Origin of the sequence: Solwaraspora sp. WMMA2056 (genome assembly GCF_030345095.1) — a bacterium.
Lineage (GTDB): Bacteria > Actinomycetota > Actinomycetes > Mycobacteriales > Micromonosporaceae > Micromonospora_E.
This window is the reverse complement of record NZ_CP128360.1, coordinates 2,239,126-2,252,774: the sequence shown is the minus strand read 5'-3', so window position 1 is coordinate 2,252,774 and position 13,649 is coordinate 2,239,126. Positions and strand designations below refer to the sequence as shown.

The 13,649-nt window shown below is 67.4% G+C and carries 12 protein-coding genes; 11 read left to right on the top strand and 1 reads right to left on the bottom strand.

Features of this window, described 5'->3' with window-relative positions:
• Positions 1–57: 57 nt before the first annotated feature.
• From O7608_RS10410 to O7608_RS10360, 11 genes are all read left to right on the top strand, one after another.
• Positions 58–1,059: a sugar transferase gene (locus tag O7608_RS10410; protein ID WP_289209746.1), complete on the top strand. Its 1,002-nt coding sequence runs from the start codon at positions 58–60 to the stop codon at positions 1,057–1,059.
• A complete protein-coding gene (locus O7608_RS10405) occupies positions 1,052–2,659 on the top strand; it encodes a lipopolysaccharide biosynthesis protein (protein ID WP_289209745.1) in 1,608 nt (535 codons plus the stop codon). Before O7608_RS10410 ends, O7608_RS10405 begins: the two co-directional genes overlap by 8 nt.
• Positions 2,656–3,504: a class I SAM-dependent methyltransferase gene (locus O7608_RS10400; RefSeq protein ID WP_289209744.1), complete on the top strand. Its 849-nt coding sequence runs from the start codon at positions 2,656–2,658 to the stop codon at positions 3,502–3,504. Before O7608_RS10405 ends, O7608_RS10400 begins: the two co-directional genes overlap by 4 nt.
• A complete protein-coding gene (locus O7608_RS10395; protein WP_289209743.1) occupies positions 3,501–4,415 on the top strand; it encodes a class I SAM-dependent methyltransferase in 915 nt (304 codons plus the stop codon). The genes O7608_RS10400 and O7608_RS10395 overlap by 4 nt, the downstream gene beginning before the upstream one ends.
• Positions 4,412–5,743 (top strand): glycosyltransferase family 2 protein, encoded by a 1,332-nt coding sequence (locus O7608_RS10390; RefSeq protein ID WP_289209742.1) that lies wholly within the window; start codon positions 4,412–4,414, stop codon positions 5,741–5,743. The genes O7608_RS10395 and O7608_RS10390 overlap by 4 nt, the downstream gene beginning before the upstream one ends.
• Positions 5,736–6,932 (top strand): glycosyltransferase, encoded by a 1,197-nt coding sequence (locus O7608_RS10385; RefSeq protein WP_289209741.1) that lies wholly within the window; start codon positions 5,736–5,738, stop codon positions 6,930–6,932. Before O7608_RS10390 ends, O7608_RS10385 begins: the two co-directional genes overlap by 8 nt.
• A gap of 29 nt (positions 6,933–6,961) precedes the next feature.
• Positions 6,962–8,206: an O-antigen ligase family protein gene (locus tag O7608_RS10380; RefSeq protein WP_289209740.1), complete on the top strand. Its 1,245-nt coding sequence runs from the start codon at positions 6,962–6,964 to the stop codon at positions 8,204–8,206.
• Positions 8,203–9,162: a glycosyltransferase family 2 protein gene (locus O7608_RS10375; protein ID WP_289209739.1), complete on the top strand. Its 960-nt coding sequence runs from the start codon at positions 8,203–8,205 to the stop codon at positions 9,160–9,162. Before O7608_RS10380 ends, O7608_RS10375 begins: the two co-directional genes overlap by 4 nt.
• The gene (locus tag O7608_RS10370) at positions 9,093–10,388 is read left to right on the top strand and encodes a glycosyltransferase family 4 protein (RefSeq protein ID WP_289209738.1); all 1,296 of its coding nucleotides are present in this window, start codon (positions 9,093–9,095) and stop codon (positions 10,386–10,388) included. Before O7608_RS10375 ends, O7608_RS10370 begins: the two co-directional genes overlap by 70 nt.
• Positions 10,389–10,414: 26 nt before the next feature.
• Positions 10,415–11,857 carry a hypothetical protein gene (locus tag O7608_RS10365; protein ID WP_289209737.1) on the top strand — a complete coding sequence of 481 codons (1,443 nt, stop codon included), beginning with the start codon at positions 10,415–10,417 and terminating at the stop codon, positions 11,855–11,857.
• Between the two features lie 110 nt (positions 11,858–11,967).
• The gene (locus O7608_RS10360; RefSeq protein ID WP_289209736.1) at positions 11,968–12,822 is read left to right on the top strand and encodes a TylF/MycF family methyltransferase; all 855 of its coding nucleotides are present in this window, start codon (positions 11,968–11,970) and stop codon (positions 12,820–12,822) included.
• A gap of 25 nt (positions 12,823–12,847) precedes the next feature.
• On the opposite strand, the gene modA is transcribed toward O7608_RS10360, so the two are convergent.
• On the bottom strand, positions 12,848–13,645 hold the full coding sequence (modA, locus tag O7608_RS10355) for a molybdate ABC transporter substrate-binding protein (RefSeq protein ID WP_289209735.1): 798 nt from the start codon (positions 13,643–13,645) through the stop codon (positions 12,848–12,850).
• Between the last annotated feature and the right edge of the window lie 4 nt (positions 13,646–13,649).

Sequence of the window (13,649 nt, the reverse complement as noted above, 5' to 3'; positions counted from 1 at the left end):
GTGCATCTTGCTGACGTTGGGGGGGGATTGATGCTTGGCTACAGCACTATGTCCGCAGTGGCCCCCACCGTGCCCGTCCTCGATCCGGACCGGCCGCAGGGCCCGACTGACAGCCGGCTCATCGGCGTCACGACCCGCGACGATGGCTCGCATCGTCGGACTCGCGGCGAGCGGGTACTGGTCATCGAGGGAGCTGGGCCGGATACCCCTACCGACCGTCTGGACGACGAGTTCGACGTCGCGATCCGGCTCCGTGGACCGGTCGATCCGGAAGCCCTGCCGGGCCTGTTGGCCAGCTGTCGGCCGGAGCTGCTGCTGTTGAAGCACTCCCTCGATAACATCGACGTGCGGGTGCTCGCCGCCTGCCGGGCGTACCGGATCCCGATCCTCGTTCTCGCCCGGCCGGTCTACGGACTGCTGCGACCGGCCCGCCTGCGACGCCACGGGGGCCTGCCGTGGTTCCAGCTGCGACCGGGTCCAGGCGGCTGCACGGCGGCGTACGCCAAACGGGTACTGGATCTCGTCCTGGTCATCGCCGCGGCTCCACTCCTGCTCCCTCTGATGTTGATCATCGGGGTCGCGGTCGCTATGACCGGAACACCCCTCTACGTGCAGACCAGGGTGGGTGCCGGCGGCAAACCCTTCCGGCTGATCAAGTTTAGAACGATGCGCGTCGATGCCGAATCCGAAACCGGGCCCACGTTGGCCACCGCTGACGACAGCCGGATCACCAGGCTCGGCCGGATACTTCGGCGTACCCGGCTCGACGAACTTCCGCAGCTGTGCAACGTCGTTCGCGGCGAGATGAGTCTGGTGGGCCCGCGACCCGAACGGCCCGAGTTCATCGACGACTTCCGCCGGCTGCCGCACTATCACCTCCGACAGCTCAGTCGGCCAGGTCTGACCGGCATCGCCCAGCTGACCAACGGGTACACGGCGACCGCCGAGGACAAGCTGCGATGTGACTTGCTCTACCTCCACTGCTGGTCGCTGCGGCTGGACCTGACACTGCTCCTACTCACCGTCGTGGAGCTCCTTCGAGGATTTCCACGTGGCTGACCCGTCGACCCCGGCGCACCACCGGGTGGCGCGCAACACCGCCAGCATGGTGACCGGGCGGCTGATCGTCACCGCAGTCGGGCTGGTGACCTTGCCGCTCGTGTACCAGCGGCTCGGCGACGAGGAGTTCGGCGTCTGGGTACTGCTGACGGCCGCTGTCGCCGTGCTCGCCATTTTCGATCTGGGACTCGGCTCGGCGATGGTGCGTGAAGTCGCGCGAGCCGGTGTCGACCCGGTGCCGGGGCGGCTCCGTGCCGTCCTCGGTCTCGGCATCGGCTGGGCGGTCTGTCTCGCCGTCCTGGCGCTGGCCGCGCTGGCGGCGTCCTGGCCGTGGATCGACAAGCTGCTGCAGCTGGGCGAGACCGCTGACGAGGCGCGCCGGGCGATGCTGTGGATGCTGTTGGGGCTCTTTTTCGGCGGGGTGGAACTCCCCTGGCGCGCGGTCTTGGAAGGCAACCAACGCCACGGCCTGGTCGCCTGGATCGGTGCTGGCGTCGCGCTCGTCGCCGGGGTGCTGACCGTCGTGCTGCTACGGATGGGCGTTGGCCTGGTCGGCCTGGCGGTCGTAACCGCCGTCACCGGCGGCCTGCGTACCGCCCTGACCGTCGCGGCCGCCCGGCGGTACGGTCCGACGTACGCGCCACGGTTGCGGGACGTACGCCGTCAGGATCTGCATGTCGTCAGCGGCTACGGGCTGCGGGTGCAGGCGACGAGTGCCGCCGGCGTCGTCAACACCGAACTCGACCGCTTCCTGCTCGGCGGGTTCTTCGATCCCGCCACGGCAGGGCACTTCGACCTGGGCACCCGGCTGCTGAACCTGCTACGGCTGCCCCCGGGGTTCGCGCTGATCGCCATGTTTCCGACGGCTGTCGCGGGAGCGGCCCGGGCGGGAACAGCCTGGCTCGACGACTTCTACCTGCGAACCACCCGGCGTCTGGCCGTCTTCCTGGCACCGTGTACCGCAGCAGTGGTAGTGTCCGCCGACCCACTGGTACGGCTATGGATCGGGCAGCCGGTGCCCTGGGCAGCGGCGAACCTCGCCGTACTCGCTCCGGCGTACGCGCTCAATCTCGCCCTCGGCGCGGCCACCGTCGTGACCCGCGCCGAAGGCCGCCCAGGACGCGAGACCCGATACATCTTGCTGTCAATTGTGCTGAACGCCGTCCTGACCGTGCCGCTACTGTGGCTGTACGGGCCGATCGGGGTCTCGGCGGCGACGTCGCTGGCGATTGCCACGGCCTCGGCCTACTACCTGTGGCACTTCCACCGAGCCACCCGGCGACCCGTCACACCCGTCATGCGGATCCTCGTCACGGCGGCCGCCGTGGGAACCGTCGCCGCCGCCGTGACCAGTGTCGCGGCCGGACACCTGCCGGACGGTGCCGGCCGGATGGACGCGGCATGGGCGGTGTGCTGCCGGACCGGCGTCGTCCTGCTGGTCTCGGCGGCGGTGCTGGTCGTCTTCCGGCTCGCCGGGCCGGTGGCCGGGACAGGTCGACCCCGCCACCCCGATCACGACATCGACGCGAGGGCCGGCGCCGCCGACACCATCGACGCACGGGCCGGGGTTCGGTCGGCCGACGAGGTGAGCAGCTCATGAGTGCCGTCCGACCTACCTGCCTGGTCTGCGGACCCTACCCGGTCAGCGAACCGATTTTCGGTGGGCAGTTGCGTCAGTGCCTGGCGTGCGGATTCGCGTGGACGGTGACCGCCGCCGAGCCGACGCCGGAGCTGTACGACGACGCCTACTTCGACGGCGGCGGATACGAGAACTACTTCCTGCCCGCACCGCGACGATTCGAAGCCGGTCGTCGGTTGCGCTGGCTTCGCGCCGTGGCCCGGCCCGACTCATTGCTCGAGGTCGGACCAGCGGGCGGGTTCTTCCTGGAAGCCGCTCGTCGATACGGCATGAAGGTCTACGGCGTCGAACTCTCGGCGACAGCGGCCCGGTACGCCCGCGACTGCCTGCGCCTTCCGGTCCAGCAAGGCAGTTTCGAGTCCGTGACGCCACCGCACCGGATGGACGCCGTCTGCGCGTTTCACGTACTCGAGCATGTGGCGGATCCATGGCAATTCCTCGCGACCGCGCGATCGGTGCTGCGTCCCGGTGGCGCGCTGGTCCTCGAAGTCCCCAACATCGCATCGGCATCGGCGCGTCGGCTCGGCGACCGATGGCCCGGGCTCCAGCCCGAATACCACCGATGGCATTTCTCACCGAATTCGTTGGCACGGCTGGTCACGACGGCGGGGTTTCGGCTACTGCGACAGGACACCGCCACCTTCCGCTACTACATGCCGTTTCGGTATCAACTGCGGCACGCCCACCGCATCTTGCCGGAGCACGTGATTTCCATGCGTTCGCTGCGCACGGTCCATCCGCTACGGGGCGACTTGATCCGTCTGGTGGCCCTGTCGACGAACGGTACGGAACGGGAGAATCAATGATCACAGGGGAAAAGCTGATCTCCGGCTGTCGACTGTGCGGGGCAGACACCGCCGGCGAACCAATCACCGATGGACTGTTGCGGCGATGCCCCAGCTGCCAGTTCGTCTGGACCGCCAGCGACCTGCCGCCGCCCGAACAGCTGTACGACAGCGCCTACTACGAAACCGACGGCTACCAGGACTACTTCACCTCAGCCAGGCAACGGCGTTACGAATCGATTCGACGGCTGCGCTGGTTGCGTTCACGCGTGCGGCCGGCGACCCTCCTCGAGGCAGGATCGGCCGGCGGCTATTTCCTGCGAGCGGCCCGCGACGCCGGAATCGACGCTCGTGGCGTCGAGGTGTCGGACGCCGCGGCCAGCTTCGCCCGCGAGCAGCTCCGCGTACCGGTACGGACACTGCGGTTCGAGGACCACGAGCAGCCCGTTCCGGTAGACGTGGTGTGCGCCTTCCACGTACTCGAGCATGTAACCGATCCATGGCGGTTCCTCGCCGCCGCGCGGGCCGCGCTGCCGCCGGGGGGATGGCTGGCGCTCGAAGTGCCCAACATCGCCTCGGCGGCGGCCCACCGACTCGGCAGTGCCTGGCCGGCCATCGCACCCGAATACCACCGTTGGCACTTCACCCCAGCCTCGCTCGCCCGATTGTTGACCGACTGCGGATTCGACGTGGTCGCCCGGGACACCACCTTTTCACGCTTCTACTGGCAGGCACCAGCACGGCTGCGAAACGTCCGCAACCTGCTGTTCGCGGACTTCGCTGCCAGCAGATCCCTCCGGGTCACCCATCCCGGTCTTGGTGACCTGCTCCGGGTCTTCGCGCGACGGTCGGGAGACGGCAGAACCGTCGACAGCCTCCAGGCTCGTCCGAGGCCCAGCCAACGGTCCATCCACGAGAGGAAGCACCCGTGAGCTCCGTGACGTTGTCCATCCTGTTGGTCAGCTGGAACACTCGGGACGAGACCGAGGCATGTCTCGACTCGATACCCGTCGGGATCAGTAGCGACGTACGGTACGAGATCGTCGCGGTCGACAACGGCTCGTGTGACGGGTCGGCCGAACTGCTTGCCAGCTATCCGAAGGTGCGGCTGCTTCGCAACGACCACAACATCGGATTCGCCGCTGCGGTCAACCAGGCCTACCGGCACGCCGAGGGCAAGCTGATCCTGCTACTCAACAGCGACGTGCGAATGCATCCCGGCACGCTGAGCACGATGATTGAGTATCTGCGTCAGAACCCAGACGCAGCCGGAGTCAGTCCACTCTACCTCAACCCGGACGGAACCTTCCAACAGCACTACGTTAACCTGCCGAGTTTCGCCGCGACAATTGCCCTCGCCACTTCCCTTCGCCGCCTCCCGGGTTTTCGCCACGCGCTGCACCGGTTCCAGATGCGCGGCGAGGATTTCAGCCGCCCGCGACAGCTGGCATCCGGCAGCTGCCTCTTGCTACGCCGTACCGTCCTCCCAACAGACTGGATATTCGACGAACGCTTTCCGATCTACTGGAACGACGCCGTACTCGCCCGTACCCTGCAGGACGCCGGCCACCGGCTGTGGATGATCCCGCACGCGGCGGTGACGCACAGCAGAGGCGCGTCGTGTCGCAGACTCGGACCGACGATCCGGCAGAGACACCTGCTCGGCAGCATGATCGGCTTCCTCGCGCTGACCGAGCCCCGCTACAAACTGATCGTGTTCCGGGCAGTGGCGCTTGGTGACCATGTCGTCAAACGACTGTGCAACCGTCCCGTCACCCTGGGGCTGGGCGATCTGCGAGCGGCGTTGCGCGGCGACGTCGGCCCCCTGCCCGACGGAGACATCCGCGACTGGTGGGTGACCTTCGACGCGGAGCAGCCGGCCGATGGACGCGGCACACGTCCACCCCGCGATCCGGTCACCGGTCCGACCGCCACGGCGGAACAGCCGGGCACGAGGATCCTGCACCTGCGGTCAGCGCCCCGGGCACTGCCGCGCTGGAGGCTGACGGTGCGAACCGAGGACAAGGACGTCTGGTACGCGACACTGTCCTCGGTGCTCCCCTTCGGTGCCCAGTCCCGATGGATCGACCGGCTCAACTTACGAATCGGCGCCGGCCAGGTGCGCCGATGGTTGGATCGGCAAGCCGGTGCCCGCGTGCTGCACCTCGCCGACGATCGGGGTGCGGCGATGATCGGCTACCTCGGCGAAGACGAGGTGCGGCAGAGTCCCGCCCCGCAGCCGGATCGAGTCCATGCCTGACGGTCCTCGGCCGGTCCCGCTGGTGGCCCGACCACGTACCACCAACGGGACCGACCCACCACGGCAGCGTTCCCAGGGGCCCGGTGACTGGGTGGTGATGTTCAGCGCCAGTCCCTGGCACGTCGGAGCCCACCGCCAGCACGCCCTGGCCCGGCAGATCGCCGTCGACCGCAGGGTGCTCTTCGTGGATCCGCCCGGGCAGCGGCCGAAATGGCGAACGTCCGTCGCGCAGGTCGAGCGCAACGTGTGGCTGGCCACGCCGCCCGCCGTACTGCCCCTCGGCCGACAGGTGTCGCCGGCGAATGTAATCAACCGACGGTGTGGCGCGTACCTGATACGACGTTGGCTCGACGATCGTCCGGGCAACCGGCTCCTGTGGATCGACGACGACCTGGCGGCGGCGGTCGTGGGCCGTCTCGGCGAGCACGCCGTGGTCTACGACGCGACCGACTTGGACTGGACGTTCACCCGGCCCTGGAACCGGTACCACCTGCGCCGAGCGCTGCGTGACGCGTTATCCGCCGCCGACCTCGTCCTGGTCTCTTCCTCGGCGCTGCCCCAGCGTATGCCGCTCGGGAATCGACCAGCCGTGGTCCTGCCCAACGGCTGCGATCCGGAACTGTTCACTCCGGACGGCCCGGTCGCGACATGGTCCACCCGGCTACGCCGGCCGGTCGTCGGCTACATCGGCGCGGTCGACACGCGGGCATTCGACGCCGACCTGGTGGCGCGGATCGCTACGGCCCGCCCCGATTGGACCTTCGTACTCGCCGGTCCGGTGACTGACGGTGGTCGGAGCCCGCTCGACGGGCTCCGCAACGTCGTACTCACCGGTCCGGTCGCCTTCGCCGAGGTGCCCGGTATCCTACGGGGATGTGACGTCACGATCATTCCCTACCGGATCGGCGGGTTGATCGACTACGTCCACCCCAAGAAGTGCTTCGAGTACCTAGCGGTGGGCAAGCCCGTGGTCGCCACCCCGCTGCCGGCGTTGCGAGAGATCGACGCCCCGATCCAGCTCGCCACCGGGCCACAGCGGTTCGTGGCCGCGATCGAGGAGGCGCTGCGGACGGCGCACTGCCCCACGGAGGTGGCCCGGCGCCGCGCGGTAGCCGCCAGCAACAGCTGGGCGGCCCGGGGCGCCCAGCTACGCACCCTGCTCACCGATCTGGCGGGGTCGGCCCGGTGAGACTGAGGTACGGGCTCTACACCGCGCCGTTGTCGATTCTGTTCGCCACGGCGATCGTCGCGGCGACAGCGGCCTCACCGAGCACGCTCGGTGCCCTGTCGGCGGCCGCCGCGCTCTGTTGCGCGGCGTTCGTCCTGTGGCCCTGGGCCGTCCTGCCGGTCAGCATCCTCGGCGGATCGATCGCCGGGGTAATGATCGGGGGTGGTGACGTGGCGACCATAGTCATGGCCCACGCCGCCATCCTGAGCGCCGGCGGCGTCGCGCTGCTCCTCAGGATGGCGGCGAACGTCGAGCCGGTCCGTCGTAGCGCGGCTGATCTGCCGATGCTCGGCCTCACACTGTTGGTCCTAATGGCTGCCGTCTACGGTCTCGCCCTCGGCAACCCGCCGCGCGACGTACTCGTCGGCACCTACCAGATCGTCATCATCCCACTCGTTTTCTGGATCGCGGTACAGACACTCGCCGAGCCACGTCGACAACGCGCGGCCGCACTCCTCTACCTGGTGCCGACGGTCGCGCTCACCGTGACGGCCATGGCCACGTCGAGCCGGACCGGCGGGTTGGTCGCCCTTCTCGGGATACCGCCGCTGATCGTGCTGGCTGGGCGTACCCGTGGCTGGAGCCGTGCCGGTTTCGCGGTGGTCGCCGGTCTGCTCCTGGTCGACGTGGCCCTGTCGATGTACCGAGCCCTGTGGTTGGCCGCGACGGTCGCGTTGGGCATGATGCTGATCTGGGGAGGGCGGATACTGCACCGCGGGATCGCGGCGACCGTCACCGTCGCCGTAGCGGGCGTCGCTCTGCTCTCCCTGGGATCGGACCTCGGTGAACACCTCGGCACCCTGCAACGGGAACTACAGGAATCGTCTGGTTACCGGGGCCCGGAGTCCGCCGTGGGGCTGAGCGCGTTCGCGGAACAGCCGCTGGTGGGCGGCGGACTGGGCCAGTCGGTGCGGGACATCTATCTCCCCGACTTCACCCGGGGCGATGTCGGGCCGGTCTATCACGCCTTTTATGTGACGGTACTCGCGAACATCGGAATCCTCGGCTTGATCTCGGTGATCTGGCCGCTCTACCAGACAATTCGGGATGGATTCCTGTATCGTGACGGAATGAAATTCGGCTTTGCCGCCCTCACGTGCGGATTCCTGGTCGGCGCCGCTTTCGCCGGTCCGACCGCCGGCCATTGGGAGCTCGGACTACTCCCCGCACTCACCCTAATCACGGGAAACGCGAAAGTCCTTCGACACATCACACTCGACGGGTCAAAGACATGACCACACCGAACGCGACCGCCGTCGTCGTGACGTACAACTCCGAACAACATATCCGGGCCAATCTGCGGGCGCTCGACAACAGTCACCTACCGATAGTCGTCGTCGACAACGCGTCTCGCGACTCCACCGTGTCGATCGTACGGTCGGAGTTCCCAGGCGTGTCACTGCACGCCAACACCGTCAACGTCGGATTCGCGACCGCGGTCAATCAGGCGATCACCGACGTCCGAACGGACGTTGTCCTTCTGGTGAACCCTGACTGCGTCTGTCCGTTGTCGACAGTTGAGGCGTTGCTTGACACACTCGACGATCATCCGACGACGGCGATCGTAGGTCCTCGGATTCGCCACCCCGACGGCCGGGTCGCCATCAGCGCCCACCCCTTCGAATCACTGGCCACTGTTGTCGCCAGCCGCTTCGGCGGCAGCCTGCTGCCGGTCGGACTACGCCGGTTGATGTCCGGCAACGCTCGTCGGACGGCGTACGACGCGTGCCGCGACTACCGTCACCCGGTACATGTCGACTGGGTCTCCGGAGCGTGCATGGCCGTCCGAACCGATCTGCTGCGCAGGATCGGCGGACTCGACGAGGGATACTTCCTCTACTACGAGGACGAGGAACTCTGCTTGCAGGCGTGGCGGAACGACGAAGCGGTCATGTATCTACCCGGGGTCGAGGCCGTACACGTCGGCGGCGGCAGCAGCAACGACCCTACCCGGAGCTGGCCTCATCTGTACCAAAGCATGTTGCGCTTCTTCGCGCTCAACCAACCGTCGACCCTGACCGCCGTACGGGTCGCCGTGCTGCTACGTGCCGCACTCGGCATCGGCCTGGCCGGAATCCGGCTTCCCGTGCAACCCCGAGCAGGAGTGGCTCGCGTCTGGGCATGGTCGAGCATATCCCGCATCGCGCTTTCCAGACAGCCCGAGAAATCATGGAGAAACAAATGCACGTGATGATCAGCGCAGTCGGGGCACGGACAGAGCACTGGATCGAGTTGTTCGCCGCCCTCGGAAGTCGATCCGACACGACGGTGACGTTGGTAGCCGCCGATGTGTCCGACGTCACCCGTACCGAACTCGGCAGGCTATCGGAGCGTTATCCACGATTCCACCATCATATCGTCCCTCACGCGCTCAGTGAGCAGCACACCGGCCACATGGCATCGGTACTCTTTCGGACCGGCGTGAGCCGGTATCCGCGCTACCGGCCAGACGTCCTGCATGTCATCGGAGAGGCCGCCTACCTGTCCACCTGGCAGGTCATCCGGGCATGTCGTCGACGCTGGCCCAGCATTCCGGTCTCACTGTACGCCGCGCAGAACATCGTGATCAAATTTCCGGTTCCTTTTCCCTTTATCGAACGGCAGACGTATCGGCGTATCGATCACGCGTTCCCGATCACCCCGGCCGCGCTGTACGTGCTCCGCGCGAAGGGATACGCCGGTGCCGCGTCGCTGGTGCCGTTGGGGGTGGACACGGACCTCTTCACGCCACGGCGGACACAGCGGGCCGACGGTCGCTTCACCGTAGGCTTCGTCGGACGGCTGGAGCACCACAAGGGTGTATCCGATCTCCTGCGCGCGACAGAGTCGACCGACTGTGACGCCGTGTTCATCGGTACGGGCACGTTGGCGGAGCTGGTGGAACAGGCTGCCCGGCGACGTCCCGGCCGTGTCACGCTGCACTCCTGGGCACATCACGACGATCTACCCGACCACCTCGGCCGAATGGACGTCCTGGCGCTTCCCTCCATCGAGGTCGTGCAGCGCAACGTCCTCCCCTGGGTGGGTATCCCGTTGCGCGAGCAATTCGGTCGGGTACTGGTCGAGGCGATGGCCTGCGGGATCCCGGTCGTCGGCAGCGATGTCGGCGAGATCCCGTACGTGGTCGGCGACGCCGGCCTCACCTATCCCGCCGGCGACTGGACCGCCCTAGCCGACCGGCTCGCCAGGCTGCGGGACGACCCGCGTCTGCGCGCAACGCTGTCCGCCAACGGCTTACGACAGGCGACGGAGCGCTTCAGCTGGGGACGAGTCGCCAACGCGATGTGCGAGGTATGGCACGAGCTCGCCGCGGTCGGTGGTCGGCCGCCGGCGGTGGTTTCCCCCGGCGCCGGCCCGGCACTACGGCCACAGCCCACGCGAAAGAACGTGTCATCCCAATTGGAGGCGAAGCAATGATCGCCGGCGCTCGAGTCCCGACGGCGGTGCGAACCATCGTCCGCGTCACCGGTCTGCCCGTGATCGGCTGCTGTCTCGGACTACTGGCGGCCCAACTGGTCACCCAGTTCACGCCACCGACCTACTACGCCTCGAGTTCACTGGTGATCAGCGCCGCCCCGGATCAGCAGTCCAGCGGTCAGGGCACCGCGTCGATCAGCCTCGCGCAGAGTCTCGCCCCGACGATCGCCAAGATGGCCGAGTCCCGGGAGATCGCGATCGACACCGCCGACAGATTGAAGCTGCCCTCGGACGCGGTCGTCGGTCAGGTCACCGGGCGATTCGAACCAGGGCTCCAGATCGTCACCGTCACGGCGGCCGCAGCGACCGGCGAGAGATCGGCTTCGATCGCCAACGCCGCGACCGAATCGTTGATCCAGCGACTGTCGGAGTTCTCGATCGCCCAGGGCGTGCAGATCGATGCGCGAACCCTGGACCGCGCGGCCCCACCGGCACGGCCGGCCCTGCCCAAGCCGCTCCTGAACGACGCGCTCGGCGCACTCGCGGGACTGCTCAGCGGGCTCGGCCTGGCCACCGCCCGCAGTCGGTTCGACAACCACCTCTCCGACAGTCACACGATCGAGGTCCGGCTGGGCCTTCCGGTACTGGCGGTCTTCCCCAGGCTGCCTCGACGGTTCAGGCAACGTCATGGCCGGCTGCTGCGCCACGGACCCGCGTCGACGGCGACGGAAACGCTGCTCGCCGGCCTCGACGTGTTCACCGAGTCGCTGTCCGGGCGGCGGATCCTGCTGACCAGCGTGCGAAACGATGACGGAAAGGCGATGGTGGCCGCACTACTGGCACTGCGGATGGCCAGCCACAGCGATCGGGTGACCCTCGCCGAGGGACACCCGCCCGGTAAGGCGACCTCACCTGACGGCGAACGGTTGCCGACGGCTGATCGGATCCTGTTCGGCCTGATGAAAGGCGGTTCCGGCTGGTCCTGGGGTACACCGGCTCCAACTGTGCTCGCGTCGGACCCGACGGACCACCGGGTGTACGGCAGATCGGGCCGAGACCTACTTGACGATGTCGACCCGCGAGGCGACGTGGTGGTGCACGGCCCACCGATCCTGTCCGGAGCGACCGCTACCGCGCTCGTCAGAAAGGTCGACAGCGTCGTCCTGGTGGTGCGGCGGGGCTCCACGGACGTCGCCGAGGCAGAGCGCGCGGCACTACTGTTGCGCAATCTCGACGTCCCCTTCGTCGGAGTGGTGGTCGTCGACGGCGTGGACGGGATGTCCCGACCCGCGGCGTGGCGCTCCCGGCACCTCGACGGGCCGGCCGAGGATCACGGCCGGCACCGCGACTCGAGCACCGATTCGGCGGTGACCGCTGCCGGACTCGGCACGCCAAGGCCATCAGGAAGCCGTGCCGAAAGACCCAAGGAGTTGGCCGGATTCCTCCCCGTCGGCAAACTCCAGAAATGACACCCAACACAGATGATGTCATTGTACGATCACCTCGCCACCCTACTGCGCAAGGTGCCGTGTGCATCGATTCCAACAATCGACCCGCTAAGCGAATGCAAGGAGTACACATGACGGCCATATCGGCTCCCGAGAACGTCGCCACCACTGACGATGCCCGGCGGCTGTATCTCGATCTGATGAAACGAACCCTAACCAGATACACCTTTGGCGAGTCCTGGATCCCATACCAACCGCGCCGCAGGTCGTTGAAGTCCTCCTTGATCCAGCAAGGTCAGCGGCTACTGAACCGACGGGACATGGAGCTGGTGATTCGGTTTCCGTTCGACTCCGACGCACGTGCCAACGGCCGGGACTGGCCCCCGGAAGCAGAAACGATGATCGGACTTCGACGACTGGACAATCTCGAAAACTGCGTCACCGAGGTAATCGAAAACGGGATTCCCGGAGACTTGATCGAGACCGGAGTATGGCGTGGCGGAGCCTGCATCTTCATGCGGGCATTGCTGAAAGCCTACGGAGAGCACGATCGCACGGTCTGGGTCGCAGACTCGTTCCGCGGTCTGCCACGGCCCGATCCGCACAGGAGTGCAGATGTCGAGGACGCCCTCTGGAAAGAACCCTTCCTCGCCGTACCCTTGGACCGCGTCCAGGCCAACTTCCGCCGGTATGATCTGCTCGACAGCCAGGTACGTTTCCTTCCAGGGTGGTTCGAGGACACCCTTCCCAACGCAGCGATCGACCGGATCGCGGTCATGCGCCTCGACGGGGACCTGTACGACTCGACCATGGTGGCGCTCGACTCGCTGTATCCGAAGCTGTCGGTCGGCGGCTATGTCATCATCGATGACTACCACGCCGTCCGGGGCTGCCGTGAGGCGGTCGACGACTTCCGACGCACACACGGCATCGACGGTGAGCTGCAACAGGTGGACTGGACCTGCCGGTACTGGAAGAAGTCGTAGGAAGGACAGGACGGAACAGCAGAAGTCAGGGCACGCTGTTCTCGAAGCCGGCTTCGGCGAGTATCGCCTGCCCGGCGGTGGAGCTGACGTACGCCACGAACGCCTCGGCCGTCACCGGGTTGGCGGCCTGGGCCAGGGTCACGATCGAGTAGTCGTTGATCGCTTCGGCGGATTCGGCGAACTCGACGGCGTCCACCTCGTCGGCGGCGCTGGCGGCGTCCGTACGGTAGACCAGTGCCGCGTCGACCTCGCCGAGGCGCACCTTGGACAACGCCGCCCGTACGTCTCGTTCGTAGGTGACCGGCGCCAGGTCGCTGCCGGCGGCGTCGAGCGCGACGCGAGCGGCGGCCCCACAGGGCACCTGTTCGGCGCAGAGCGCCACCTTGACCTCGGGCGCGGTGAGGTCGGCCAGACCGGTAACGCCGTCGGGGTTGCCGTCCGGCACGGCGATGACCAGCTGGTTTCGGGCGAAGACCACCGGTTCGTCCGCCGCGTCACCGGCGTCGACGACGGTCGCCATGGTGACGGGGCTGGCAGCGGCGAAGACGTCGGCCGGGGCACCGGCGGTGATCTGCTGGGCGAGTTGAGAGCTGCCGGCGAAGTTGAACGTGACGGTGACACCAGGGTGGGCGGCCTCGAAGTCGGCGCTGATTCGGATGAACGTGTCCGTCAGCGAGGCAGCGGCGAGTACGCTGAGCGATCCGGTCACCGTCGTTGATGAGGTGCCGGATACGGCGGAGTCCGGGGACACGGGGTCGGAGCAGCCGACGGCGACCAGGGCGGCAGCGGCGGCGAGCAGGGCGGTGCGCGGTACCCGGCGCATCAGC

Bases quoted from the DNA above. Each gene is read 5' to 3' on its own strand.
- O7608_RS10400 (WP_289209744.1), top strand. From the start codon at position 2,656: ATGAGTGCCGTCCGACCTACCTGCCTGGTCTGCGGACCCTACCCGGTC.
- O7608_RS10395 (WP_289209743.1), top strand. From the start codon at position 3,501: ATGATCACAGGGGAAAAGCTGATCTCCGGCTGTCGACTGTGCGGGGCA.
- O7608_RS10385 (WP_289209741.1), top strand. From the start codon at position 5,736: ATGCCTGACGGTCCTCGGCCGGTCCCGCTGGTGGCCCGACCACGTACC.
- O7608_RS10375 (WP_289209739.1), top strand. From the start codon at position 8,203: ATGACCACACCGAACGCGACCGCCGTCGTCGTGACGTACAACTCCGAA.
- O7608_RS10370 (WP_289209738.1), top strand. From the start codon at position 9,093: ATGGTCGAGCATATCCCGCATCGCGCTTTCCAGACAGCCCGAGAAATC.
- O7608_RS10360 (WP_289209736.1), top strand. From the start codon at position 11,968: ATGACGGCCATATCGGCTCCCGAGAACGTCGCCACCACTGACGATGCC.
- modA (WP_289209735.1), bottom strand. From the start codon at position 13,645: ATGCGCCGGGTACCGCGCACCGCCCTGCTCGCCGCCGCTGCCGCCCTG.